29 protein-coding genes are annotated in these 25,322 nt (G+C 49.4%); all 29 read left to right on the top strand.

Annotated features, from left to right (window positions below; all coding sequences use genetic code 11):
* Positions 1-5 precede the first annotated feature (5 nt).
* The 29 genes from ACIFQN_RS04445 (at position 6) to ACIFQN_RS04305 (ending at position 25,260) form a co-directional block, all read left to right on the top strand.
* Positions 6-749, top strand: coding sequence for an alpha/beta hydrolase (locus tag ACIFQN_RS04445; RefSeq protein ID WP_429831834.1), 744 nt, complete (start codon positions 6-8; stop codon positions 747-749).
* On the top strand, positions 718-1,533 hold the full coding sequence (bioC, locus tag ACIFQN_RS04440) for a malonyl-ACP O-methyltransferase BioC (RefSeq protein ID WP_429831833.1): 816 nt from the start codon (positions 718-720) through the stop codon (positions 1,531-1,533). Before ACIFQN_RS04445 ends, bioC begins: the two co-directional genes overlap by 32 nt.
* A 125-nt stretch (positions 1,534-1,658) precedes the next feature.
* Positions 1,659-2,849, top strand: a complete 1,191-nt coding sequence (locus ACIFQN_RS04435) for an acetyl-CoA C-acetyltransferase (RefSeq protein ID WP_429831832.1) — start codon at positions 1,659-1,661, stop codon at positions 2,847-2,849.
* Positions 2,850-2,986: 137 nt separating this feature from the next.
* Positions 2,987-3,196, top strand: coding sequence for an AtpZ/AtpI family protein (locus ACIFQN_RS04430; protein ID WP_429831830.1), 210 nt, complete (start codon positions 2,987-2,989; stop codon positions 3,194-3,196).
* Positions 3,197-3,207: 11 nt separating this feature from the next.
* Positions 3,208-3,576, top strand: coding sequence for an ATP synthase subunit I (locus ACIFQN_RS04425; protein WP_429831828.1), 369 nt, complete (start codon positions 3,208-3,210; stop codon positions 3,574-3,576).
* Positions 3,577-3,643: 67 nt separating this feature from the next.
* Entirely contained in the window at positions 3,644-4,465 is an 822-nt protein-coding gene (gene atpB, locus ACIFQN_RS04420) for a F0F1 ATP synthase subunit A (protein ID WP_429831827.1), read from the top strand.
* A gap of 56 nt (positions 4,466-4,521) precedes the next feature.
* Positions 4,522-4,743, top strand: coding sequence for a F0F1 ATP synthase subunit C (atpE, locus tag ACIFQN_RS04415; protein ID WP_049740871.1), 222 nt, complete (start codon positions 4,522-4,524; stop codon positions 4,741-4,743).
* 112 nt (positions 4,744-4,855) lie between these two features.
* On the top strand, positions 4,856-5,359 hold the full coding sequence (gene atpF / locus ACIFQN_RS04410) for a F0F1 ATP synthase subunit B (protein ID WP_429831826.1): 504 nt from the start codon (positions 4,856-4,858) through the stop codon (positions 5,357-5,359).
* Positions 5,356-5,883, top strand: a complete 528-nt coding sequence (locus tag ACIFQN_RS04405) for a F0F1 ATP synthase subunit delta (RefSeq protein WP_429831825.1) — start codon at positions 5,356-5,358, stop codon at positions 5,881-5,883. The genes atpF and ACIFQN_RS04405 overlap by 4 nt, the downstream gene beginning before the upstream one ends.
* Positions 5,884-5,927: 44 nt before the next feature.
* Positions 5,928-7,439 (top strand): F0F1 ATP synthase subunit alpha, encoded by a 1,512-nt coding sequence (gene atpA / locus ACIFQN_RS04400; protein ID WP_429831824.1) that lies wholly within the window; start codon positions 5,928-5,930, stop codon positions 7,437-7,439.
* A 74-nt stretch (positions 7,440-7,513) separates the two neighbouring features.
* Positions 7,514-8,377 (top strand): ATP synthase F1 subunit gamma, encoded by an 864-nt coding sequence (atpG, locus tag ACIFQN_RS04395; RefSeq protein WP_429831823.1) that lies wholly within the window; start codon positions 7,514-7,516, stop codon positions 8,375-8,377.
* 49 nt (positions 8,378-8,426) lie between these two features.
* Entirely contained in the window at positions 8,427-9,836 is a 1,410-nt protein-coding gene (gene atpD, locus ACIFQN_RS04390; protein WP_429831822.1) for a F0F1 ATP synthase subunit beta, read from the top strand.
* A 27-nt stretch (positions 9,837-9,863) separates the two neighbouring features.
* Positions 9,864-10,262, top strand: a complete 399-nt coding sequence (locus ACIFQN_RS04385) for a F0F1 ATP synthase subunit epsilon (RefSeq protein ID WP_429831821.1) — start codon at positions 9,864-9,866, stop codon at positions 10,260-10,262.
* Positions 10,263-10,529: 267 nt separating this feature from the next.
* Positions 10,530-11,270 carry a DUF6042 family protein gene (locus tag ACIFQN_RS04380; RefSeq protein ID WP_429831820.1) on the top strand — a complete coding sequence of 247 codons (741 nt, stop codon included), beginning with the start codon at positions 10,530-10,532 and terminating at the stop codon, positions 11,268-11,270.
* Positions 11,271-11,569: 299 nt separating this feature from the next.
* Positions 11,570-11,941, top strand: a complete 372-nt coding sequence (locus ACIFQN_RS04375) for an NADH-quinone oxidoreductase subunit A (protein ID WP_429831819.1) — start codon at positions 11,570-11,572, stop codon at positions 11,939-11,941.
* Positions 11,932-12,450: a NuoB/complex I 20 kDa subunit family protein gene (locus ACIFQN_RS04370; protein ID WP_049740880.1), complete on the top strand. Its 519-nt coding sequence runs from the start codon at positions 11,932-11,934 to the stop codon at positions 12,448-12,450. Before ACIFQN_RS04375 ends, ACIFQN_RS04370 begins: the two co-directional genes overlap by 10 nt.
* Positions 12,447-13,772, top strand: a complete 1,326-nt coding sequence (locus tag ACIFQN_RS04365; RefSeq protein WP_429831818.1) for an NADH-quinone oxidoreductase subunit C — start codon at positions 12,447-12,449, stop codon at positions 13,770-13,772. Before ACIFQN_RS04370 ends, ACIFQN_RS04365 begins: the two co-directional genes overlap by 4 nt.
* A gap of 3 nt (positions 13,773-13,775) precedes the next feature.
* Complete coding sequence (locus ACIFQN_RS04360; protein WP_429831817.1) at positions 13,776-14,924, top strand: NADH-quinone oxidoreductase subunit D; 1,149 nt, start codon at positions 13,776-13,778, stop codon at positions 14,922-14,924.
* Complete coding sequence (nuoH, locus tag ACIFQN_RS04355; protein WP_429831816.1) at positions 14,924-15,931, top strand: NADH-quinone oxidoreductase subunit NuoH; 1,008 nt, start codon at positions 14,924-14,926, stop codon at positions 15,929-15,931. The genes ACIFQN_RS04360 and nuoH overlap by 1 nt, the downstream gene beginning before the upstream one ends.
* A gap of 82 nt (positions 15,932-16,013) precedes the next feature.
* Complete coding sequence (nuoI, locus tag ACIFQN_RS04350; protein WP_049740883.1) at positions 16,014-16,427, top strand: NADH-quinone oxidoreductase subunit NuoI; 414 nt, start codon at positions 16,014-16,016, stop codon at positions 16,425-16,427.
* 1 nt (position 16,428) lies between these two features.
* The gene (locus ACIFQN_RS04345) at positions 16,429-16,938 is read left to right on the top strand and encodes an NADH-quinone oxidoreductase subunit J (protein WP_429831815.1); all 510 of its coding nucleotides are present in this window, start codon (positions 16,429-16,431) and stop codon (positions 16,936-16,938) included.
* Positions 16,935-17,246, top strand: a complete 312-nt coding sequence (gene nuoK, locus ACIFQN_RS04340; protein WP_429831814.1) for an NADH-quinone oxidoreductase subunit NuoK — start codon at positions 16,935-16,937, stop codon at positions 17,244-17,246. The genes ACIFQN_RS04345 and nuoK overlap by 4 nt, the downstream gene beginning before the upstream one ends.
* A gap of 27 nt (positions 17,247-17,273) precedes the next feature.
* Positions 17,274-19,196: an NADH-quinone oxidoreductase subunit L gene (gene nuoL / locus ACIFQN_RS04335; RefSeq protein WP_429831813.1), complete on the top strand. Its 1,923-nt coding sequence runs from the start codon at positions 17,274-17,276 to the stop codon at positions 19,194-19,196.
* Positions 19,180-20,721: a complex I subunit 4 family protein gene (locus ACIFQN_RS04330; RefSeq protein WP_429831812.1), complete on the top strand. Its 1,542-nt coding sequence runs from the start codon at positions 19,180-19,182 to the stop codon at positions 20,719-20,721. Before nuoL ends, ACIFQN_RS04330 begins: the two co-directional genes overlap by 17 nt.
* A 3-nt stretch (positions 20,722-20,724) precedes the next feature.
* Positions 20,725-22,251: an NADH-quinone oxidoreductase subunit NuoN gene (gene nuoN / locus ACIFQN_RS04325; protein WP_429831811.1), complete on the top strand. Its 1,527-nt coding sequence runs from the start codon at positions 20,725-20,727 to the stop codon at positions 22,249-22,251.
* Between the two features lie 123 nt (positions 22,252-22,374).
* The gene (locus tag ACIFQN_RS04320) at positions 22,375-22,605 is read left to right on the top strand and encodes a DUF1146 family protein (RefSeq protein WP_429831810.1); all 231 of its coding nucleotides are present in this window, start codon (positions 22,375-22,377) and stop codon (positions 22,603-22,605) included.
* A 115-nt stretch (positions 22,606-22,720) separates the two neighbouring features.
* Complete coding sequence (locus ACIFQN_RS04315) at positions 22,721-23,467, top strand: YwmB family TATA-box binding protein (protein ID WP_429831809.1); 747 nt, start codon at positions 22,721-22,723, stop codon at positions 23,465-23,467.
* 18 nt (positions 23,468-23,485) lie between these two features.
* On the top strand, positions 23,486-24,811 hold the full coding sequence (gene murA, locus ACIFQN_RS04310) for a UDP-N-acetylglucosamine 1-carboxyvinyltransferase (protein ID WP_429831807.1): 1,326 nt from the start codon (positions 23,486-23,488) through the stop codon (positions 24,809-24,811).
* 122 nt (positions 24,812-24,933) lie between these two features.
* A complete protein-coding gene (locus ACIFQN_RS04305; RefSeq protein WP_429831805.1) occupies positions 24,934-25,260 on the top strand; it encodes a hypothetical protein in 327 nt (108 codons plus the stop codon).
* Positions 25,261-25,322 lie beyond the last annotated feature (62 nt).

Genomic DNA, 25,322 nt, shown 5'->3' with positions numbered 1-25,322 from the left:
ATGAAATGGAAAAGACCATGCTATGGCTACCTGGCTGGGGGATGACGGATCAGTGCTGGAGCGCTGTCCGCTCGCAGTTTCCCTCTTATCGGCACCTAGTCCCTGACTATTCTGCTGTTACGAGTCCAGAGCATTTTGCCCATGCCATCCAAAAGGAAATCCATGCTCTCGAAGCACAATCGTTAATCGTAGTAGGCTGGTCGATGGGTGGAATGCTGGCCCTTCGCCTTGCTGCCGAGCACCCCGTAGCAGGTCTTGTCCTGATCGGTACCACGGCTCGCTTTGTCCGTTCCAGAGACGAACGCCAAAAGGGCTGGAGCGAGCTATTGGTTCAGCGGATGAAGCAACTGTTGCCGATGGAGCGGGAGCGAGTCATGACCGATTTCATGGGAAGGATGCTGACGGAGAAGGAGCGGGAGGAGGGGCAATATCTGCTTTGGGAAGACGCAGGGAGACAGGGGTGGAGCCTTCAAGCCCTTGATGCAGGTCTTTCGTATTTGTGCGAAGAGGATTGTCGACCGTGGCTCGCCTCCCTTTCATGCCCGACCCTCATTATTCATGGAACAGAGGATGTCATTTGTCCGATGCCAGCAGGAGAGGAGCTGGCTGCACGCATTCCACATGCGGCCTTTTTACAACTGGCTGGCTGCGGTCACGCGCCCCCTGTTTTCTGCCCCGATGTAATCGCCGAAGCAATAAAAAGGATGGTGGGACCGGATGTGGAAGACAGCCGTCAGCAACCGTTTTAGTGAGAAATCAGACTCGTATGAACAGTATGCCTTGGTGCAAAAAGAGATGGCCGAGAGCTTGCACCAAATGATCAAGGAATCAACAAAGAGAAGCGAGATCCAACGGATCCTGGAGATTGGCTGTGGTACAGGGGGGCTGACCTCTTTGGCTCGCCGTCTTTTTCCGGACGCTGACTATCAGGCGATAGATTTGGCGTCTGGAATGCTGGAAAAAGCAAAGGCGAGAGTGGCTCAGCTCCAACTGAACTGTAAGTTTTTGCAGGGAGACGCAGAAGAATGGATATGGAGGCAACCGGAGCGGTCCCAAGATCTCATTCTCTCGGGTGCGTGTTTTCAGTGGTTTTCGCAGCCAGAGGATACGGTAAAAGGATTGCATAGACTGCTAGCCCCTGGAGCTTCTCTCTTTTTTTCTACCTTTGGACCCTTGACCTTTTGTGAACTGCACGACTCGTTTGCCTACGCTCATGCCTCTTTGGGGGAGGAGAATGTCCGGCATGGCTTGTCCTTTTTCAAAGCGAGCGAGTGGAGAGCTATGTTAGAGGATACTGGCTTTGAGTCTGTCGTGGCCTCATCAAAAAAAGTCGTGCTGACTTATCCGAAAGTGCGGGATTTTCTTTACGCAGTCAAAGCTGTAGGGGCCAATACGAGCCAGGAACAGGCAGCAGGATTAGGGCAGAGAAAGCTGCTGATAGAGATGATGCAATACTATGAGAGGGTGTACGGCGACGGTCAAGGCATTCCGGTAACCTACGAATTGCTGTACTTTCACGGAACAAGAAGATGAGCCTGTGAGAGGGACACCACGGTTTTTGTTGAATGTTGTACATTCATGGAAATGATAGCAGGAATCTACCAAATCATATGGAATCTTAGGATGGTTGGCTATCCTGTAATCAAGGGGTGTAGTAGATGAGTCAAAAGGAGATCGTTATCGTTAGTGCAGTGCGCACTGCCATAGGTAGTTTCCAAGGGACGCTCGCGGGCATCAGCGCAACCAAGCTAGGTGGGATCGTATTAGAAGCAGCACTAGAACGCGCAGGAGTATCCAAGGACGCAGTAGATGAAGTCATCATGGGAAACGTGCTTTCAGCAGGTCTAGGTCAAAATCCGGCACGTCAGGCATCGATTCAAGCAGGTCTGGCAAATGAAGTGCCGTCCTTGACGATCAATAAAGTATGCGGCTCAGGGCTAAAGGCTGTCCATCTGGCTGTGCAGGCGATTGCCAGCGGAGATTCGGACGTCGTACTGGCTGGAGGCATGGAAAACATGAGTCAGGCGCCATATCTTATGGAAGGCGCGCGCTCTGGTTACCGCATGGGCGATCAAAAAGTCGTGGATTCGATGATTCGCGACGGCTTGTGGTGTGCATTCAACGATTATCACATGGGAATCACTGCAGAAAACTTGTGCACCAAATATGAAATCGGGCGCGAAGAGCAAGACGAGTTCGCAGCTTGGAGTCAAGAAAAAGCGCAGCAGGCACTCGATTCTGGACGTTTTCATGACGAGATTGTTCCCGTAGCGATTCCGCAGCGAAAAGGCGATCCCGTACTCTTCACTGTTGACGAATTCCCAAGAGCAGGTGTGACAGCTGAGATGCTGGGCAAATTGAAGCCAGCATTTAAAAAGGATGGGACCGTAACAGCAGGTAATGCATCGGGTATTAACGATGGCGCTGCTGCACTGTTAATCATGACTCGCGAAAAGGCAGAAGAGCTCGGCGTGAAACCGATCGCTCGTATCATTGCCAATGCCAGTGCGGGTGTCGATCCGAGCATCATGGGCTATGGTCCGGTTCCGGCGACACAAAAAGTGATGGAGAAAGCCGGTTTGACCTTGGCCGACATGGATTTAGTCGAGGCCAACGAAGCATTCGCTGTACAATCTCTGTCTGTTGGAAAAGCACTTGGCATTGATCGCGAAAAGCTGAACGTTAACGGCGGAGCTATTGCTTTAGGTCACCCAATTGGCGCAAGTGGAGCGAGGATTCTGGTAACACTTGTTCACGAATTGCAAAAGCGTGAAGGGGCAAAATATGGGTTAGCGACACTTTGCATCGGCGGTGGTCAAGGGGTTGCAACGATTATTGAAAAAATATAAAGTTCCAATTGTGAACGCTTTGTGTACAGACGAAGCCGAACATTGACAAAGGGAATAATTCTTCGTTAATATGGATGAGGGCAAAGGGGTACTTGACACCAGCCCTCTCCTTATGTATGAAAGGAGAATGTTGCTCTGTGTCGAAAAATGATAATCCATGGCGGGCTATCACACTGGTTACCCTCATTGGTGTCGATATGGCACTTTGTGTCATCGGAGGGGTTCTTTTAGGGAAATACCTGGATAGCTTCTTTGGTACCAACCCGATACTTTTGATGGTTGGACTGCTCGCAGGATTAGGTATAGGCGTGTACAGCGTCTACCGCATTGTTCGCGGTTACCTCTAGGGAGATGGGACATGCAAACGTTTTCTTCGGCTATGCGAGCCACTTTTCGCTATGCCTTTTTCTGTATGGCAATCGCTGCGATACTCTGGGCGGTGTTGCCATCTTATCGCTTTTTTTTGCAAAGCCTCCTGCTAGGGATGGCTGGTAGTCTTGTGAATGGAACGGTCCTCTTTAGCAAAACCTGGCGTATCGGTCAGATGGCTGTCGATTCAAGTGTGCGGCCAAGAGGGACTGGCATGCTCCAACGACTCGTCGTTGCAGGATTTGCTGTCTTCTTGACAATGCGTTTTCCCCACTTGTTCGGACTCGCTGGAGTACTGATTGGTTTGTTCCTCTTTCAGATTCTTAGTTTCCTTTTTGTGTATCGCTCCTTTAAATAGATGATAGGAATTCTTTCTTTACATGTACTTATGAAACATACTCGCGCGGAAGAAAGGGGTGAAATACATGCATTATTCTCTGCGATTTGAATGGCTGGGCATGGTATTTGACATCTCCACTATTCTCATGATTCTGGTAACCTCTCTGGTGGTACTATTGCTGTGTATCGGCATGACTCGCAATCTGACCTCCGCTACTCCAAGCGGCGCGCAAAACGTGATGGAATGGATTGTGGACTTTGTCACCGGTATTACAAAAAGCTACATTACACCGAAGAAAGCTGCGGGTTTTGTATCCCTAGCACTCACTTTGTTCCTTTACATTTTCCTTGGAAACCAGCTAGGACTTCTGTTTAACGTAAATACGGCTCACCACAATGATCCGGTGAAACAAGAAGTGGTTAGTGATAAGGTTGTCGATTGGTTGACAGCATCCACCAATGAGGAAACGAAGAAGCAAAAAGTGGATAAGGTGATGGAAGAGTTGAACTCTACCGATCCGCACGCACATGGTGTAGTTATTGGCTGGTGGAAATCGCCAACCGCGACACCGAGCGTAACCTTCGCTCTGGCATTCATTGTTCTTCTGTACTCTCACTACCTGGGTATCAAGAAGAGCTTTGGCGGATGGTTAAAACATACCTTCCTGAATCCGATTCACATTCTGGAGGAGTTCATCATCAAACCGTTGACGCTTCCTTTGCGTCTATTCGGTAACATCTTTGCAGGTGAGGTTTTGATCGCCTTCCTCCTGGGTGTAGGGATTTTCGGTAGTATTCCGCTGTTCATTTGGTTGGGCTACTCCGCGTTCGTCGGGTCTGTACAGGCGTTCATTTTCACAACGCTGGCGATGGTTTACCTGTCACAGCAAGTGAACGAAGATCATTAATCAGCTATTTCCGATTTTATTCTCGTTTTTTACAACACTAAGGAGGTTTTTAAACAATGGAAGGTTTGGCTCTTGCAATCGGTATCGTATTTGGTCTAGCTGCTCTTGGTGCGGCAATTGGTAACTCTTTGGTAATCTCTCGTACAATTGAAGGTGTAGCTCGTCAACCTGAAGCACGTGGTAACCTGATGGGTCTCATGTTCCTGGGTCTTGGTCTGGTAGAGGCAGTTCCGATCATCGCTGTTGCGATCGGTTTCATTCTCTACGGTCGTCTGTAAGCGAGCAAGTAGTAACAATAGGCGGGCGCTTGATACCCGCCTCTATTTTTGGAATATACGGTTATGAATCCGTGAAGATACATCGTTCTTTTCGCAGGAAGGAGTGAAATGAATGCTCGACTTTGGTGCCGTATCCCTAGAATGGGGAACGCTCTTAACCCAAGCAATCGTATTCTTGTTGTTGCTCTTGCTGGTTCGTAAATTGGCCATGGGCCCGATCGTGGGAATCATGGAAAAACGTCGTCAGCATATTGAAAACCAAATCTCCTCGGCTGAGCGTAACCGCAATGAAGCGGAAAGCCTCTTGGCTGAGCAACGCCGCGTGCTGGATGAAGCTCGCGCTGAATCCAAAGCAATCATCGATCGTGCTGCCAAGCAAGCATCTGATGAGGCTACAAAAATCGTGGCTGAAGCACAAGCTGCATCCGAGCGTATGAAAGCGGACGCAAGTGCTGAACTGGCTCGTGAAGTAGAAAAAGCAAAACTCGAACTGCGTGAGCAAATGACTGGCCTTTCCGTACTCTTGGCTTCCAAGATCATCGAGAAAGAACTGGACGAAGCAGCTCAAAAGTCTACTGTTGATAAATTTCTCGCACAAGTGGGAGATCGCCTATGAGTAGCGCAGTAGGAAAACGTTATGCTCGCGCTCTCTTTGAAGTAGCGAGTGAGCGTAGCAAGATTGATCAGGTGGAAGCTGACCTCGGTGCGATCGTGCAAGCTGTCTACGGCAATGAAGATCTGAAAAAGATCATGGAGCACCCACACATCGCAGCAGATGCGAAAAGCAAACTGGCCCATGAGTTGTTCAAAAGCCATGTAGGTGAAGAGAGCTTTAACTTCCTGAACGTCCTAATTGAAAATGGACGTGAAGTTCAGCTGTCTGATATCTACAGCTCTTTCGTACAATTGGCGAACGATGCACGTGGATTCGCTGAAGCGACTGTTACGAGTGCAAAACCGCTTTCTTCCGAAGAACAAGCGGAGCTTGCGGAGAAGTTCGGTCAAACACTGAACAAAAAGCTGCGTTTGACAGCAGTCGTAGATCCTACGATTCTCGGTGGCATTATTATCAAAATCGGCGACCGTCTTTACGATGGCAGCCTGAAAACGAAGTTGGAAACCTTTGCGCAAAGGGCGTAAAGTTCGATGGCTCTTTAAGAAGTTGGATGAATGGGGTGAATTAAGTGAGTGCAATCAGACCAGAAGAGATTAGCTCCCTCATTAAAGAGCGGATCGCTAACTTTAAATCTGAAATCGAAGTTGTGGATGTAGGCTCTGTTATCCAGGTAGGTGACGGTATTGCCCGCGTTCACGGTTTGGAAAAGGCCATGCAAGGGGAGCTCCTCGAGTTCCAAAATGGCGTAATGGGTATGGTACTCAACTTGGAAGCAGACAACGTGGGTGTCGTTATTATGGGACCTTTCCGCGACATTAAGGAAGGCGATACTGTAAAACGTACCGGCCGCGTTATGGAAGTTCCAGTAGGGGAAGCGATGCTTGGCCGCGTAGTAAACCCACTGGGTCAACCACTTGATGGTCAAGGCCCGATCAACAACGATGGTTTCCGCCCAATCGAGAGCCCAGCTCCTGGTGTTATGGCGCGTAAATCCGTACATGAGCCACTCCAAACAGGTATCAAGGCGATTGACGCAATGATCCCGGTTGGTCGTGGACAGCGTGAGTTGATCATTGGTGACCGCCAAACTGGTAAAACAGCTGTGGCGCTCGACACGATCATCAACCAAAAAGGTAAAAACATGGTTTGTATCTACGTAGCAATCGGTCAAAAGCAATCTACCGTTGCAAACATCGTAGAAACTCTGCGCAAAGCAGGCGCTCTGGAATACACCATCATCGTATCCGCTACAGCTTCTGACCCAGCTCCGATGCTGTACCTGGCTCCTTATGCCGGTGTAACCATGGGTGAATACTTCATGTACAAAGGCGGACACGTTCTGTGCGTATACGATGACCTGTCCAAACAGGCTTCTGCATACCGCGAAATGTCCCTGTTGCTCCGTCGTCCTCCAGGCCGTGAAGCATACCCTGGTGACGTTTTCTACCTGCACTCCCGTTTGCTGGAGCGCGCTGCGAAATTGTCTGATGATCTGGGTGGCGGTTCTATTACTGCTCTGCCGTTCATCGAAACCCAAGCGGGTGACATTTCTGCATACATTCCAACGAACGTGATCTCCATCACCGATGGTCAGATCTTCCTCGAGACAGACCTCTTCAACGCAGGTCAACGTCCTGCAGTGAATACTGGTCTTTCCGTATCCCGCGTAGGCGGTTCGGCGCAAATCAAGGCGATGAAAAAGGTAGCAGGTCCACTCAAGCTGGAGCTTGCTCAATATCGTGAGCTCGCTGCTTTTGCTCAGTTCGGTTCCGATCTGGACAAAGCGACCCAAGCTCGTCTGACCCGTGGTGAGCGCTTGATGGAAATCATGAAACAAGGCCAGTTCGATCCAATGCCTGTTGAGAAGCAAGTAGCTTCTATCTATACAGCAACAAAAGGTTTCCTGGATGACATTCCAGTAGGAGACGTAGGCCGCTTTGAGAAGGAGCTTCTGTCCTACCTGGATTCCAACAAACCACAACTGTTGGAGCATATCCGTACGACGCATGAGCTCCCAGATGAAAAAGAATTTAACGCAGCGATCGAAGAGTTCAAAAAAGGCTTTTCGGTAACTCGCTAATCGTTAACCTGATAGACATCAGATGCATGCCGGGCTGAGGGCTCGGACATGCGTCCTCAAGGTGGTGAAAACGAGTGGCTAAAGGAATACGTGAGATTCGACGCAGTATCAAAAGTACGAAAAATACGCGCCAAATCACGAAAGCGATGAAAATGGTGGCGGCTGCAAAGCTTCGCCGTAACCAGGAGAAGGCTGAGGCAGCACGTCCGTATGCAGACAAGATCCAAGAAGTGATCGCGAGCATCGCGAGCGGTACTTCCGGTTCCAAGCATCCTATGCTTCAGTCCCGTCCGGTGAAAAAGACTGGTTACATTGTCATCACTTCCGACCGCGGACTTGCAGGTGGTTATAACGCCAACATGCTGCGCGCTGTGATTACAACGATCAGCGAAAAGCACAAGTCCAAGGATGAATATGGCATTTTTGTCATCGGTCGTAAAGGTCGTGACTTCTTTAACAAGCGGAACCACCCGGTTATGGAAGAGGTTACGGGTCTGCCAGCCAGTCCAGCCTTTGCAGACATCAAGAAAATTGCTGGTGCGGCGGTTCAGATGTTCGCGAATGAGCAAATCGATGAACTGTACCTGTGCTACAACAAGTTCCAAAGTGCAATTTCGCAAATACCTACCGTAAAACAGTTGCTGCCGCTTGAAGCTCCCGAGAGCGATAACGTGCGCGCAATCAATTACGAGTATGAGCCGTCCTCGGAAGAAGTTCTGGCTGATTTGTTGCCAAAATATGCGGAGACACTAGTTTACAGTGCGCTTCTGGAAGCAAAAGCTTCCGAAGAAGGTTCCCGTATGACAGCAATGGGCAACGCGACAGACAACGCAACGGATATGATCAACCGTTATACATTGATCTACAACCGTGCTCGTCAAGCAGCCATTACACAAGAGATTTCCGAGATCGTTGCAGGTGCAAACGCACAGGCTTAAGTGGCAGCGAATAGCTCCCAATTTAGCTTTACAGGAGGGAAGAAGTAAGATGGCGAATGGACGCGTGGTTCAGGTAATGGGTCCGGTTGTTGACGTCGAGTTCGACCGTGGACACCTGCCTGCCATTTATAATGCGATCAAGATTCAACATAAAGCACAAAGCGCTGGCGAGCGCGACATCGACTTGACTGTTGAGGTTGCTACTCACCTGGGCGATAACCTGGTTCGTACCGTTGCGATGTCCTCAACTGATGGATTGGTTCGCGGTATGGAAGCAGTAGATACTGGTGCAGCTATTTCCGTTCCAGTGGGTGCAGTAACCCTTGGACGTGTATTTAACGTTTTGGGAGAGCCGATCGACCTGCAAGACCTTGGTTCGGTAGATCGTCGTGACCCGATTCACCGTAAAGCTCCTGATTTCGTAGACCAAGCGACTACTGTAGAAATCCTGGAAACAGGGATCAAAGTAATTGACCTTTTGGCTCCGTACATCAAGGGTGGTAAGATCGGTCTGTTCGGTGGTGCGGGGGTAGGTAAAACCGTTACTATTCAAGAGCTGATCAACAACATCGCACAAGAGCACGGCGGTATTTCCGTATTCGCTGGTGTAGGTGAGCGTACCCGTGAAGGTAACGACCTGTATCACGAGATGAAAGACGCAGGCGTTCTGCCGAAAACCGCGATGGTATTCGGTCAAATGAACGAACCACCTGGTGCACGTCTTCGTGTAGCTCTGACCGGTCTGACCATGGCGGAATATTTCCGTGATGAAGAAGGCCGCGACGTTCTTCTGTTTATCGACAATATCTTCCGCTTTACTCAAGCGGGTTCGGAAGTTTCCGCACTCCTCGGCCGTATGCCATCTGCGGTAGGTTACCAGCCAACACTGGCTACCGAAATGGGTCAGCTGCAAGAGCGCATTACCTCCACGAAAAAAGGTTCCGTAACATCTATTCAAGCGATCTACGTACCAGCGGATGACTATACTGACCCGGCTCCTGCTACTACGTTTGCTCACTTGGACGCTACAACAAACCTGGAGCGTTCTATCGCTGAGTTGGGTATCTTCCCTGCGGTAGACCCACTCGCATCCACTTCCCGTGCACTGACTCCTGATGTAGTTGGTCAAGAGCACTACGATGTGGCTCGCGGCGTACAAAAAATTCTGCAACGTTACAAAGAACTGCAAGATATCATCGCGATCCTTGGTATGGACGAGTTGAGCGATGACGACAAGCAAGTAGTTGGACGCGCTCGTCGTATTCAACGTTTCTTGTCCCAGTCCTTCCACGTTGCTGAACAGTTTACAGGTAACCCAGGTCAATACGTACCTCTGAAAGAAACCGTTCGCAGCTTCAAGGAAATCCTTGAAGGTAAACACGACCATCTGCCAGAGGTAGCGTTCCTGTATGTAGGCACTATTGAAGAAGCGGTTGAAAAAGCGAAGTCCATGGCGTAAGACACCCTGGAAAGGGGAGACGAGTAAGTGAGTAAGATGACAGTTGAAGTCGTAACTCCTGAACGGGTTGTCTACAGCGGTCAGGCTGAAATGGTCATTGCTCGCGGCGTTCAAGGGGACCTCGGTATTTTGCCGAACCATATGCCGCTTGTCAGCCCGCTGAAAACAGCGCCAGTTCGGATTAAGACAGAAGGCGAAAAAGAAGTAAAGATGGCTGTAAGTGGCGGCTTCATGGAAGTGCGCGGCGATAAAGTGACCATCCTTGCTGAAACGGCTGAATTGCCGGGAGACATCGATGTTGAACGCGCGACGGCAGCGAAAGGCCGTGCCGAAAAGCGTTTAACTGAGAAGTATGCCGAACTCGACGTCCAGCGTGCAGAACGTGCGCTGCAACGTGCGATGGCACGTCTCGACGTAACGAAGTAAAGTGTAAGCTGATATCCCCGCGCCCATGTGGCAGCGGGGTTTTTCGGTTTTTACTTAATGAATGAGTATATGTGCTAAACGGGCATGATATTTCCAGTTGGTAATTGCCTAATGTTTCTGTGTATAATAAACCTAATGCCCTGCCGACAAACATATGTTTAGTGACTGTTCAAAAAGGCGGTTTCCTCTTTTTGAACAAGCTCTAGTAGTGAATGACAGTAGGATCAAACGGCATTGGCGACTGGGATTATAAGGAGAGTGTAACAAATGCAAACCGTTCGCGATATCCGCCAAAACCAAGAAGGCGTAGTGATTCCAAGCAGCTTTACGGCCAATGGCTGGTCAAGCGTGCTGTCTCATGAAATGAATGTTCTGTTTCAAGCGATATGCTACGTGGTTACCGAATTCGAGACAAAAGCGGAGATGGAAAAAGGTCTGAATGAAATTCAGGCACTGGAAGGCACGTTTTCCGAGCCTGTAGCGGAAGGCTTCAAATCAGAGGAAGATTTCAAGGGCTATGTGAACCTGTTGAACCGATTCAAGGCGTTCCTGGGCCGCTCGAATTACGAGTATCCGACTTCCCGTGAAGAGGCGATCCAGCTTTTCATAAAGTGGGGTCTAGTAATTGACAAGGGTGACGTATGGGATGTCCCTGTTAATCCATTCCCGGATACGGCGGATCTGTTCCAATTGAGTGAAGCTGAGACCATTGCTCTGGCACACGTCAAAATGGAAGCATTGGTTCATCCGATCTTTAGCCGTTTGATCATAACGCTGCACGAGAAGGATGAAAATACGTTCAACCTTTCCAAGGCAGACATGAAAGAAATGCTGAATACAAATGATGCGATGCTGGCAGAGGTTCTCATCAAGCTGACTCCGTATCTGGAAGAAGCGATTGAGAACGTATTGGAGATCCCAGAGGACGAGAGCATGACCTTTACTGTAGTATGGGAGAGAGTATACGAAGATTTCCTTGGACAACAGTTCTCTCCAAACGTTCAATAATTAGATGGATGGACCAAAAACAACATTCGTTTGGTCATCAAATTCCGATGAAAAAAACTCAGGGAATGCCCTCTGAGTTTTTTCCCTATTTTTGGCACATAAGGAAGGCTTTCGTTAGACACTCTCTGGGCAATTTGATATAATGATAAAGGTATTTTTTTCTAACAGTATCAAAAAAGTGCCAACAATCATGCCTTCAATCTTGATACTGCAGGATGTACCCTTTGAGGAGGTTTGTGCTTTTTTCGAAAGGGCAGTGTGAAACGGATTTATACCTTTGTAGAAGCGGAGGGAACAGGTTGATTGACATCTATACCAACAATTATGTCATTGTCGCGATCTTTTTGATTCTTGGTGTGTTGTTGCCCGTGGCCACCGTCAGCTTTGTTGGCCCATTGCTGCGTCCAAAGAAGCCGACACGGGAAAAACAAACCACTTATGAAAGCGGTAACATTCCAGTTGGTGACAGTTGGGTACGCTTCAATGTGAAGTATTACATCTTTGCCCTCATGTTTGTCATCTTTGATGTAGAAACGCTCTTTCTGTACCCATGGGCCGTCGCTTACAAAGAACTGGGGCTGTTTGCCTTGGTTGAGATGGTTATCTTTATCTCCTTACTAGTAGTAGGATTGATTTACGCGTGGAGAAAGAAGGTGCTGGAATGGAACTAGATCTGACGAGTATTGCGCCTGAATTGCAAGAAGAACTGAATCGCAACGTGATGTTTACGACACTGGAAACGGTAAAAGGATGGGTTCGCAGCAATTCGCTTTGGCCACTCACCTTTGGTCTGGCGTGCTGTGCAATCGAAATGATGGGAACAGGTGGAGCGCGTTATGACCTTGACCGATTCGGTGTCATTTTTCGTGCCTCCCCGAGGCAATCCGATGTCATGATTGTAGCTGGTACGGTGACCAAAAAAATGGCTCCGCTATTGCGCAGGCTGTACGATCAGATGCCTGAGCCCAAATGGGTGATTGCCATGGGGTCCTGTGCGACGGCGGGAGGCCCGTATGTGCGCTCCTACAGCGTAGTAAAAGGGGTAGATCAAATCGTACCTGTCGACGTGTACATCCCTGGTTGCCCGCCTAATCCGGCAGCATTAATCTATGGAATCAACAAGCTACAGGAAAAGATTCGCTATGAAGCGAAGACTGGGAAGCAGGTGACCAGTCAATGACGGAGGAAAATCGCAAGCCAACGCCGGAAGAAAAGGCGAAGGCGGCGGCTGAGGCCAGAGCCAAGGCCGAAGCTTTGCGAAAATTAAGAGAACAAGAAGGGCAGGCATTATCGGAGTCGGCCCCTGTTGAAGCACCACCGACAGAAGCAGCCCCACCTGAGAAGCCAGTCTCCGAAATGACGCCAGAGGAAAAGGCTGCAGCGAAGAAAGCAGCGGCGGCAGAAGCGATTGCGAAAGCAAAAGCAGCCAAAGAAGCTGCAGAAGCACCTGCAGCAGAATCACCGCAGACAGAAGCAGCCCCACCGGCGAAGCCAGTCACAGAAATGACGCCAGAGGAAAAGGCTGCAGCGAAGAAAGCAGCGGCGGCAGAAGCGATTGCGAAAGCAAAAGCAGCCAAGGAAGCAGCGGAGGCTCCTGCAGCGGAAGCACCGCAGACAGAAGCACCTCCACCGGCGAAGCCAGTCACAGAAATGACGCCAGAAGAAAAAGCGGAGGCGAAAAAAGCTGCAGCCGCAGCGGCGTTAGCCAAAGCGAAGGCTGCGAAAGAAGCAAAAGAAGCAGCTGAGCAGGGAGCCGAAGCTGGAGCGAGCGGAGACGCAGACGCCAAAGCAAAGGCCGCCGCAGCCGCGAAAGCGAAAGCAGCCGCAGCCGCTGCTGCGAAGGCAAAAGCAGCACGGGAAGCAGGCGGAGCGGGTGCAGACGCTGGAGATGCGGGTGGCGACGATGCGAAAGCGAAGGCAGCGGCCGCCGCGAAAGCAAAAGCTGCAGCAGCAGCCGCAGCAAAGGCGAAAGCTGCACAAACGTCAGATGCGACTGTCGCCGAAGATACGCCAAAGGCACCTTCAAAAAACCAACCGTATCTGGATAAGTATGTCGCACGTATAACAGAAGGGTTTGGTAAAGAAGTCATCGAAGCAGCTTATATCAATGACTTGGCGAAAGAAGTCCCCACGTTGACGATAAAAAATGAACGGTGGCATGAAGTAGCCCAGTTTTTGCGGGATGACGAGCAACTAGGATTTGAATACTTGTCCAATCTGCATGGTGTCGACTATGAGGATCGCCTGGAGGTCTACTATCATTTTTATTCGTACAAACATCGGCAAAGTGTAGCAGTAAAAGTCAAAACAAGCCGGGAAGAGTCAAGTGTCGCTTCGGTTATGGATATTTGGCATGGTGCGAACTGGAATGAACGGGAAACGTACGATCTTTTAGGGATTCATTTCCCGGGACATAGAGATTTCCGTCGAATCCTGCTACCAGATGATTGGGTAGGTTATCCGCTACGCAAAGATTATGTGCAATACGACGAGGAGGTTTAGCAGATGAACCAGAACATCCTCACGACACAAATCGAGACCTCTTCTGAGACGGGAATTCGCACGGAAGAGATGCTATTGAACGTTGGGCCACAGCATCCAAGTACACACGGTGTCTTTCGACTAGTTGTAAAGATCGATGGAGAGACCATCAGGGAAGCGATTCCTGTGATGGGCTATTTGCACCGGGGTACGGAAAAGTTGGCTGAAAACCTGACGTATACACAAATCATCCCGTACACGGATCGGATGGATTACGTGTCGGCGATGACGAATAACTATGTGCTCTGTCATGCAGTAGAGACAATGATGGGGCTGGAAATTCCAGAGCGTGCCCAGTTTTTGCGACTAATCGCCATGGAACTGAACCGTGTTGCGAGCCATTTGGTCTGGTGGGGAACGTACTTGTTGGACATTGGTGCGATGGGTCCCTTCCTGTACGCATTTCGTGATCGAGAAATGATCCTTGATTTGTTCAATGAGCTATGTGGAGCAAGGATGACGTTTAACTACATGCGTGTAGGCGGAGTCAAATGGGATGCCCCACCAGGATGGACGGATAAAGCAAAAGAATTCGTCCAATACATGAAAAAAGAGCTGAGCAATTACCACAAGCTCGTGACCGGCAACGAAATTTTCATCAGCCGCATCAACGGCATTGGCAAATTCGATACCAAAACGGCTTTGGATTACTCACTCTCGGGAGTAATGCTGCGGGCGACCGGGGTGAAGTGGGACCTGCGTAAGGACGAACCTTACTGTATTTACGATCGCTTTGAATTCGACGTTCCGACAGCGACAGAGGGAGATTGTATGGCACGCTACCATCTGCGCATGGCTGAAATTGAACAGTCCTTGCGAATTCTGGAGCAGGCTCTTGAGCAGTTTCCGAGTGAAGGAGAAGTGCTGGGCAAAGTTCCACGCGTCATCCGTCCGCCAGCAGGCGAAACGTATGTCCGCATCGAATCGCCGCGCGGAGAAATCGGATGCTATATTGCCAGCCAAGGCAAGGATAAGCCCTGGAGATTGAAGTTTAGACGTCCTTCGTTTACCAATCTGCAAATTCTGCCCAAGTTGTTGGAGGGAGAAAGCCTCGCCAACATGATCGCCATACTGGGTAGCATTGACATCGTGCTTGGGGAGGTTGACTGTTAATGAGGACACTCCTGCAGCAAACACCCTCGTGGGGAACCACGTTCTGGTTTATCCTGGCTGCTGTCGCAATGCTTGCGGTATTGCTGGGCTTTGTGACATACGCTATTTACTTTGAACGAAAAGTGATTGGTTGGATGCAGCTGCGCATCGGGCCGAATCGAGTCGGTCCGCTTGGCCTGCTGCAAACAGTCGCGGATGTTACCAAGCTTTTGTTGAAAGAGGATACGCGCCCAAAGCACGCTGACAAAGCCTTGTTTACCTTGGCTCCAATTTTAGCGTATGCACCTGCTTTTGCTGTATTGGCCGTGATGCCTTTTACAGAAAGCATTCAATTTGCTGATCTGGGAATCGGCCTCTTGTACTATATCGCTCTGTCCGGGATTACGGTATTAGGCGTGATCACAGCCGGATGGGCGTCAAATAACAAGTACTCGCTGATCGGGGGTCTTCGCTCCGCTGCGCAGATGATCAGCTATGAAGTACCGCTGGTCATGTCCGTGGTGGGTATCGTACTATTGACGGGCAGCATGAATCTTCGGGAAATCGTCGAAGCGCAGCGGGATGTCTGGAATATCGTTCCGCAGTTTATCGGATTTTGCGTCTTTATTATTGCTGCACAGGCAGAGCTGAACCGCTCGCCGTTTGACCTGCCGGAAGCAGAGTCCGAGCTGGTAGCCGGTTACCACGTCGAATACTCCGGTTTCCGCTTTGCCATGTTCATGCTGGCTGAATACGTGTATATGTTTGGCATGGGGACGCTCATTACGATTCTCTTTTTAGGTGGTTGGTTGCCCATTCACCCGGCACTCGGCTTTATTCCGGGGATCGTTTGGTTTATTCTTAAATTTTCGCTGTACGTCTTCCTCCAGTTCTGGATTCGCGCCACGATGCCACGTATGCGTGTCGACCAACTGATGTCGTTTGCCTGGAAAGTGCTATTGCCGGTGGCGTTGTTCAATATCCTACTCACAGCAGTGGTCGTCTCTTACCAAAATGGTATGTTCTAATCGGGAGCGTCTCGTGTTTATAGCGCAGGCTACGCCATAGGCTTGGCGCAGCCAAGTTCTCAAATTCTGAGGGGTGACACACATGCTAGGACTGGCCAAAGGCCTGGGGTATACATTCAAAAAGCTGACTGAGAAAAAAGTAACCCATTTTTACCCGGATGTGCCGTTTCCCATGCCGCCTCGTTTCCGCGGTATTCAGCACTTTTCGCCGGAAAAATGTATCGTCTGCAACCAATGTGCTCGTGTCTGTCCGACGGAATGTATTCAATTGACAGGGAAACCCCATCCTGACCCGGAGAAAAAAGGGAAAATCATTGACACCTACGATATTAATTTCGAGCTTTGCATCCTGTGCGATCTTTGTACGGAGGTATGTCCGACAGAAGCGATCGTGATGACCAATAACTTCGAGTTGGCTGCTTACAGCAGAGACGAATTGTACAAGAACTTGAAATGGCTGGACGCCAACAATACCAATGTCAGGGAGGAGAATTAGCATGACCGGCGAATTTGTAGCCTTTTTTATCCTGTCCCTTCTGACGATTGGTGGCGCAGTCTTCATGATTAGCTTCACCCGCGTCGTACACATGGTGATTTCACTCGGAATTACCTTTATCAGTATCGCCGGCTTGTTTGTACTAGTGGGCGCGGAGTTCGTTGGAGTAGCCCAGGTACTCGTCTATTCAGGGGCTATTTCAATCCTGATGCTATTCGGGATCATGCTGACCAAGCACGATGCCAGCGATGAGGGAACCGGGCGTACATGGAAAAATCGGTTTATCTTGCTGTTCGTTGCTGGTTTATTCGGATTGTTGTTCTGGGGGATCCAGAATACGCCTTGGCCGGCACCGCCAGCACCAGTAGCCTCCACCATGAGCAATGCAAAAGAAATCGGCATAGAGGTATTCACCAAGTACGTCGTACCGTTTGAACTATTGTCCGTATTGCTGTTGGTCGCATTGATAGGTGCGATCATCATGGCGAAAAAGGAGGGGGATAACGAATGACGGTGAGCATTACCTCCTATCTGATGGTCGCACTGATTCTGTTTTGTGTCGGCTTGTATGGGGCACTGACCAAGCGCAATGCCGTCGTCGTGTTGCTGTCAATCGAGTTGATGCTGAATGCGGTGAACATCAACCTCGTCGCATTCTCGAAGTACGGCTTGTATCCGGCAGTTGCAGGGCAGATTTTCACGCTGTTCACGATGACAGTAGCGGCGGCAGAAGTAGCATTAGGTTTAGCCATTTTGATCGCATTGTACCGCAACAAGGCAACTGTCAATGTAGACGAAATGGACCAAATGAAACGATAAGATGGAGACCTGATAAGGAGGACAAAGATGGATACTCTTTTTCACTATGCCTGGCTGATCCCTCTGTTTCCGCTTCTTGCTTTCATCGTGATCGTCTCATTTGGTCGCCAGTTGAAAGAGGGAGCGGCCATGGTCGGCATCGCGCTGACGGCTGTTTCATTCGCCTTAGCACTATTCACGTTCTGGGAGAGATTTCAGGATGGGGCAGCAGACTACAAATTCGCAGTTGAGTGGCTGCATGTAGGCGATATTGTCATCAACATGGGGTTTGAAGTGAATCAGCTAAATGCCATGATGCTCGTGATTGTGACACTCGTCAGCCTGCTGGTTCAGATTTATTCAAAGGGCTATATGCATGGGGACGAACGCTTCCCCGTGTTTTATCAATACCTGGCTCTCTTTACTTTCTCCATGCTGGGATTAGTCATCTCGCCCAATCTACTTCAGGTGTATATTTTCTGGGAGCTGGTAGGGGTCTGTTCATTCCTATTGGTCGGGTACTATTACTTCAAACGAGAAGCCAAGGCTGCTGCCAAAAAGGCCTTCATCGTGACGCGTATTGGTGACCTGGGTCTATTCATTGGAATTTGTTTGCTGTTCTGGTGGACAGGAAGCTTTGAATACTCGCAAATCTTTGAGAGCGTAGCACTGGGGCGCTTAGAGCCGTGGATGATTACGGTAGCTGCGATACTCATTTTTGTTGGGGCGATGGGGAAATCAGGTCAGTTTCCGCTTCATACGTGGTTGCCTGATGCGATGGAAGGCCCTACTCCTGTATCGGCACTGATCCACGCCGCCACGATGGTAGCCGCCGGTGTCTACTTAGTCGCTGCGACCTACCCATTGTTTATTGCTTCGGATACGGCATTGACCGTAGTGGCATATGTGGGAGGATTTACTGCGATATTCGCTGCCTCGATTGGTCTGACACAACGCGATATCAAACGGGTGCTGGCTTATTCGACAGTCAGTCAGCTTGGGTACATGATGATGGCGCTCGGCGTAGCTGGGGCTGCTGGTTATGTGGCGGGGTCCTTTCATTTGATGACTCACGCATTTTTCAAAGCACTGCTCTTTTTAGGTGCAGGTAGTGTCATCCATGCTGTACATACGCAGGATGTTTTTGAAATGGGTGGATTGTGGAAAAAAATGCCTATAACGGCGCTGACTTTTTTGATCGGCTGTTTGGCGATTGCCGGGATTTTCCCATTCGCCGGATTCTGGTCGAAAGAAGCGATCTTGGGAGCGGTGTATGGTGCGCACCGATTTGATTTATTGTTTATCGCACTGCTGGCTGCTTTCTTTACAGCCTTTTACATGTTCCGCCTGTTCTTCCTGACGTTTGCAGGGAAGCCGCGGGGAAGTCATGAGGCGCACGAATCTCCTGCGGTGATGACATGGCCACTTTTGATATTGGCACTTCTCGCGGTCGTGGCTGGTTTCGTCAATACACCATACGCTCCGATGCTGTCCGACTGGCTGCTTTCTGGTGGAACCGGAGCGGCGATTACCAGCGTATTTGGTGACGGAACAGAGCATGCTGCATCTTGGCTGCAGATCGTGGCTTTGCTGATTTCGATTCTGGGTGTGATATTGGCATATCTGATGTACGGCAAGAAATCGATTCCGTCCGATAGCGTACCGGAAGCGATGCCGTGGCTCTACCAGCTTTCCTACCGCAAATACTATGTAGATGAGATCTATCATTACGTGATCGTGCGACCATTGGGATGGCTGGGCTTTATTTTAAACGGTTTTGACAAATACGTCGTGGATGGATTAGTAGGACTGACGGCAAAAATTACGCAGGGGATCGGTTCCTTGCATGCCAGGGTACAAAGCGGTCAGATGCAGTCTTACGGAGCCGTAGTCCTGTTTGGATTGCTGCTGCTCATCATCGCGATTAGTTTGACGGCACAAGGAGGTGGACTCTTTGGATTCGGTCACTAATATCCTCTTGTCGTCACTGGTGTTTTCTCCGCTGCTGGCGATCATTGTTCTCGCGTTTGTGCCGAGCCACCAGGTGGGCGCGATCAAAAAGATCGGCATCTTCGGTACCTTGTTGCCACTCGTTCTGGCTCTGTGGATGTTCGGCGCGTTCAACTACGAAACGGCCAACCTTCAGTTTGTTGAAAAGCATGACTGGATTTCGATTCCGATCGGTCTTGCCCAAACAGGTGCGGTATTCACATTTGATATCAACTACGAGCTCGGTGTAGATGGGATATCGATGCCGTTGATCCTGTTGACAGCCATTATCGCGACGCTCGCAGCAGTCGCTTCCTGGCATATCAAAAAGCGTCTGAAAGAGTATTTCATTTTGTTTCATCTGCTGCTGATCGGGATGCTGGGCGTCTTTGCCGCAGACAACCTGTTCCTGTTCTTCATTTTCTTTGAATTGACGCTGGTGCCGACCTATTTCCTCATTGGCATTTGGGGCTACGGGGAGAGGGAACACGCGGCGAACAAGTTTCTTTTGTACAACGGAATTGGTTCGGGGATCATGCTTTTGGCTTTCATTGTGATCTTTGTCGTGATGCGCACCTTAAATATTGACCAAATTAGTGCCATTCTGACGACACCGGAGCATCCGATTTCTGCCGCCCTTACACCGGCTTTTCGTTTCGGATTGTTTCTAGCCCTGTTCATTGCATTTGCGATCAAGCTGCCCGTATTTCCGTTCCATACGTGGATGCTGAAAGTGCACGTGCAGGCGCCACCTTCCATCGTTATGATCCACTCCGGAATCTTGCTGAAAATGGGTGCGTACGGTCTATTGCGGATGGGAATCGGCTTTTTCCCTGAGCATGCCTATGAGTTTTCTACCTGGATGGCTGTTTTGGGGATCATCAACATCTTGTACGGAGCCGTTCTTGCTTTTGTACAAAAGGATTTGAAAATGGTGATGGCCTACTCCAGTATCAGCCATATGGGGATCGTGCTTCTCGGTTTTGCCTCGATGAATACCATCGGGTTTCAAGGCGCGATGTTCCAGGTCGTATCGCACGGATTTATCTCGGCGTTGCTATTCTTCTTGATCGGCGTCATCTGGGATCGGACACAGACTTCTATGATCGACGATCTGGGTGGTTTGGCAAAGTCGATGCCATTTGTCAGCGGCGTCTTCTTGGCAGGAGGTATGGCATCCCTGGGACTGCCGGGAATGTCTGGATTTATCAGTGAGTTCTTTGCCTTCCTGGGCTTGTTCGGGCGATTGCCGGTACTGGCAGCAGTTGGGGCAATCGGAATTGTGCTGACAGCCGTCTATCTATTGAGGGCTATCTTGCGAACGACATTTGGCCAGGCGCCTAGCCGCTTTACAGGTCTGGCAGATGCTCAGCCGATGGAAGTCATTCCAATGGTGGTCCTTTTGGGATTCATCATCTTGATCGGTGTGTACCCGGCTGTGCTCGGCAATCCGATGCAGCAGGCACTGAAAACGATCGTACCCATTGTCACGGGAATAGGAGGGTAATCCATGGACGTTAAAGATATCTTCTCATATGACTGGAGCTACCTTCTGCCCGAATTCATCATTCTCGGTTTTGCCACGCTGTTGTCACTGTTGGACCTGTTTGCAGGAAAGCGGCTCGGCAAGCAAGTGATCGGCTGGCTTTCTCTCGTAGGTGTGATTCTTGCAGCCGTGTTTGTTTTCGTGAACGTAAACACTCTCGACAAGCCATACAGCTACATGGCGGACATGATCCGCATTGATGACTATGGCAATGCCTTCAAGCTGCTTTTCCTCGGCGGTACGGCATTTGCCATTCTGATTTCCCTTTCCTATTTAAAGAGGGGAGAGGTCCAGCATTCAGGGGAGTATTACTACCTCTTGCTGACAGGTCTTCTGGGAGCCATGGTCATGGCCTCTTCGGCTGATTTGATCACGCTGTTTGTAGGTTTGGAGCTTTTGTCCTTGTCTTCGTACGTGCTCGTCGGCTTGCGCAAAAAGTCGTTACAATCGAATGAATCGGCATTCAAGTATGTCGTCTCGGGTGGAATTGCTACCGCGATCACTTTGTTTGGGATGTCGTATGTATACGGTTTGACGGGAACGACTCATATTTATGAGATTTCCATGCGCCTGGCAGAAGCCGGTATGGCAGGATATCAGTTCCTCGTCTATATGGCCTTTGCTTTTCTGGCCGTCGGCTTGGCGTTCAAAATTTCCGCGGCTCCGTTCCATATGTGGACTCCGGATGTATACCAAGGTGCACCTACACCTGTGACTGCATTTCTCGCAGTCGTATCCAAAGCCGCAGGGTTTTCGCTGCTATTCCGTGTGCTGATGATCTCGTTCTTGAATGTGACAGATGGCGCAGGTCGATTCTTCTTCCAGGAAGGCAGTCTGTATCTCGGCCTGATGGCAGCAGCCTCGATGATCATCGGGAATACGATGGCGCTCAGACAGACCAACGTCAAGCGCATGATGGCCTACTCGGGGATAGCCCAGGCCGGCTACTTGTTAGTGCCGTTTGTCCCACCGACCACCCTCTTTTTCAGTGAAGTGATTTTCTATCTGTTTGCTTACCTGCTAGTTAGCTTCGGGGCTTTTGCAGTCATCATGGTCGTATCGCAGGAGCAGCAGACAGAGGATTTGAAAGGGTTTGCCGGTTTATATCATCGTTCCCCCATCATGGCCGTCGCGATGAGCATCTTCTTGCTCTCTCTGGCAGGTATCCCGGTCACAGCAGGCTTCTTCGGGAAATTCTATCTGTTCATGGGTGCATTGGCGCAGGAGAACTATTGGCTGGGTGCGATCATGATCATCACCAGCGTCATTTCCTACTACTACTATTTCGGGATTATTCGACAAATGTACATGCGTCCTGGGACCAGTGAAGCGTCTATGGCTGTGCCAAAAGGCATCTGGGTGTTTGTTCTCGTGATGGCTGTCTTGACCGTGTTCTTCGGCGCATTTCCGGGACTGGTCACGGATTATGTACAGGTTCACTTCAATCCGGCGTTTGACTTTGGGAACATGCTTCCTCCCAACTTTCAATGAGACTCGTAACTGATTCACACTTCATGTATTATAGAAGGGATAGCCCATTTTTCAGGGCTGTCCCTTTTTCTGTTCAAGGTTTCTAGAACGAGTTCGTGTTTTATGTATGAGGAGGAAGCGAGCGTGCCGCAAGAAATGTACGGCTTTTTGAGTATCATTCTTTCCATTGTGTTTATTGGACTGGCCTTTTGGGCCCTTCAATCTTTCCGCTTTGAGAAAATCCTAAAGAGGCCAAATGGCGCACAGGCCAAGCTATTGCAGATTTTGCTTTCGATTGTGATTGGCTATGAGGTTTCCCGCTTTTTCCTGGATTACTTAGGCTGGTCAGTGGCCTTCGGAAATCTCTTCTCCTGATTGACCATCCTCTAATTGCCCAAACTTCACCAGAAGTTGCTGGTATATACACCCAGTTTCATGTGCAAAATGAGAAGTACAAAGAGATGTACGTGAACCTGGGGAGAGGGTATTTATGGGGAAATGGTTTGGTTGGTTAGCACTAGCTCTATTGTTTGTCATGGGTGTAGTATGCTGGATGCCTGCGCAGGCGACAGAAGCAAAACCAGTAGCTGCCCAGCTGATAGGCGCTTTGGAGGACTCTGGTGCCTTGGGAATAACGATTCAGGTGCGTGCCCGTACTGCTCTGGGGCAGGTCCATCGTCCTGAGGAATTCAAAGAGTTGGCGAAAAAATGGGCAGAACAACTAGAGATTCCTTTTTCCCATACCGAATTCTCGCGGAAAAACAATATCCTCGTGTATCATACTGCTTACACGCAAGACGGCGTCCACGTGCGCTATGAGGTGACAGGGGTTCCCAAAAACGGTTCTTTTGACACATATCTAGTGCTTCAGATGTCAGGAAGTCGTCAATCCCTACTATATATTGAACAGATACAGGAAACGTTCGCGAATGCCCTAAGCAAAGCCAACTTTATTCCGCAAATTAGCACTTGTATTCGCGGAATGTACAATGTTAAGATGGGTGTTGACCAACAGGAGGGTAGGATTTTGTCGATTTTTCAGGCCCTCCAGGCAAAAGAACTCGAACGTTTGCAAGATGAGACGGTTGTCAGTATTTCCGGGTACTCGCGTATGTGGGAACCGTCACTGATGTTAAACGGGCAAAAGATGAACCTTCAGGTGGCAACTCATCGGGATAGCAGCGATGCTGGAACATGGATCACCGTAGGAACACCAATCATCACAGCGGAATATTAGCACGCGGAGGGGTACACATTGGATAAAATTATTGTCCGCGGTGGTAAGGCATTGACGGGGAATGTAAAAGTCTCTGGCGCCAAAAATGCCGTACTCCCTATTATTGCAGCATCTATCTTGGCCGAAGAAGGGACATGCGTCATTTCGGACGTGCCTGCTCTCGACGATGTCAGGACGATTTGCGACCTTTTGAAAACGATGGGAATCTCCCTTACATATGATCACGAAGTGCTGACAATTAACGCTTCCCAGCTTACTAGCGTGGAAGCTTCCTATGAACTGGTCCGCAAAATGCGTGCGTCCTTCCTCGTGATGGGACCGCTTTTGGCCAGAAAAGGAACGGCTCGTGTCGCTCTTCCAGGTGGTTGTGCCATTGGTACGCGCCCGATCGACCAGCATCTCAAAGGGTTTGAGGCCATGGGAGCCAAGATCGAGATCGGACAAGGGTTTATTGAAGCAAGCGTAGAAGGCCGATTGAAAGGTGCGAAAATCTACCTCGATGTCGCTAGTGTAGGCGCAACGGAAAACATCATGATGGCAGCTGCTTTGGCAGAGGGTACTACTGTGATCGAAAATGCGGCTGAAGAGCCGGAGATTGTAGATTTGGCCAACTTCCTGAACCGGATGGGGGCAAAAATCCGCGGTGCTGGTACGGGGTCGATCCGTATTGAAGGCGTGGAAAAAATGACTGGCTGCACACATTGTGTTATTCCAGACCGGATTGAAGCAGGTACGTTCATGGTGGCTGCGGCCATTACGGGTGGAGATGTTTTTGTAGAAGGCGCTATTTGCGATCACCTCAAGTCTGTTACGGCCAAGCTGCGCGAAATGGGCGTAGAAGTGGACGAGCAGGAAAACGGCATTCGCGTTCGCCGCACCGGTGCGCTCAAAGCTGTCGATTTAAAAACGTTGCCTTATCCCGGTTTCCCGACAGACATGCAATCGCAAATGATGTCACTGTTGCTTATTTCTGAGGGCACTAGCATTGTGACAGAAACTGTCTTTGAGAATCGTTTCATGCATGTGGAAGAATTCCGCCGCATGAATGCTAATATTAAAATTGAGGGTCGCAGTGCGATTGTAGAAGGCGGCTCCAAACTGACCGGCAGCAGGGTAGCGGCAACAGACCTGCGTGCAGGTGCTGCATTGGTACTGGCTGGGCTGGTATCCGAAGGTGTAACCGAAGTATCCGCTCTGCATCACATTGATCGCGGTTACGTGAACTTTACGGAAAAGCTGCTTGCTCTCGGAGCGGATGTGGAACGATATGTTCCAGAAGAAAAGACGCGTGAAGCGACAGTGACAGAAACCATCAAAGTAAGCTTCTCTCCTAATTTTGCTTGATCAATATGTCAGCTAGATGGCAAAACAAATGGCGTGTGAACTGGAAACAGTTTTGCACGCTTTATTTCATTAAACATGAATGATCTGCCATGATATAATGGAACAAAGTGAGGTGCTTAGTGGTGGAGATGGATGCTAAATTAAATCTTATCCTGTTGAAATTGGAAGGCTTGGAAAAAGGGCAAGATTCTCTTCATCAAGAAGTGAAGAAAATCAATGAGGAAGTAACGGAAATCAAACAGGAAGTAACAGAAATTAAACAGGAAGTAACGGAAATCAAACAGGCTGTTATACGCTTAGAAGAAAGCCAACCTCAAGACATTCGAGCACTGTTGGAGAGCATGGCAGGTAAAATAGACAGTTTTAGATATGATGTGGAGTTTATTGCTGAGAAACAAGCAATGCAAGACTTGAAAATTAATCGAATTGAGAAGCAAATCCAGTCATAAAAGGCTGGATTTTTTCGTTCTACTATCGAAAAGTATAAAAATTTTAACTAATTCCGAAAGAA

It is taken from the genome of Brevibacillus sp. NRS-1366 (assembly GCF_050467985.1).
The sequence above is the reverse complement of the archived record's forward strand: the minus strand, read 5'-3'. Positions and strand labels throughout refer to the sequence as shown.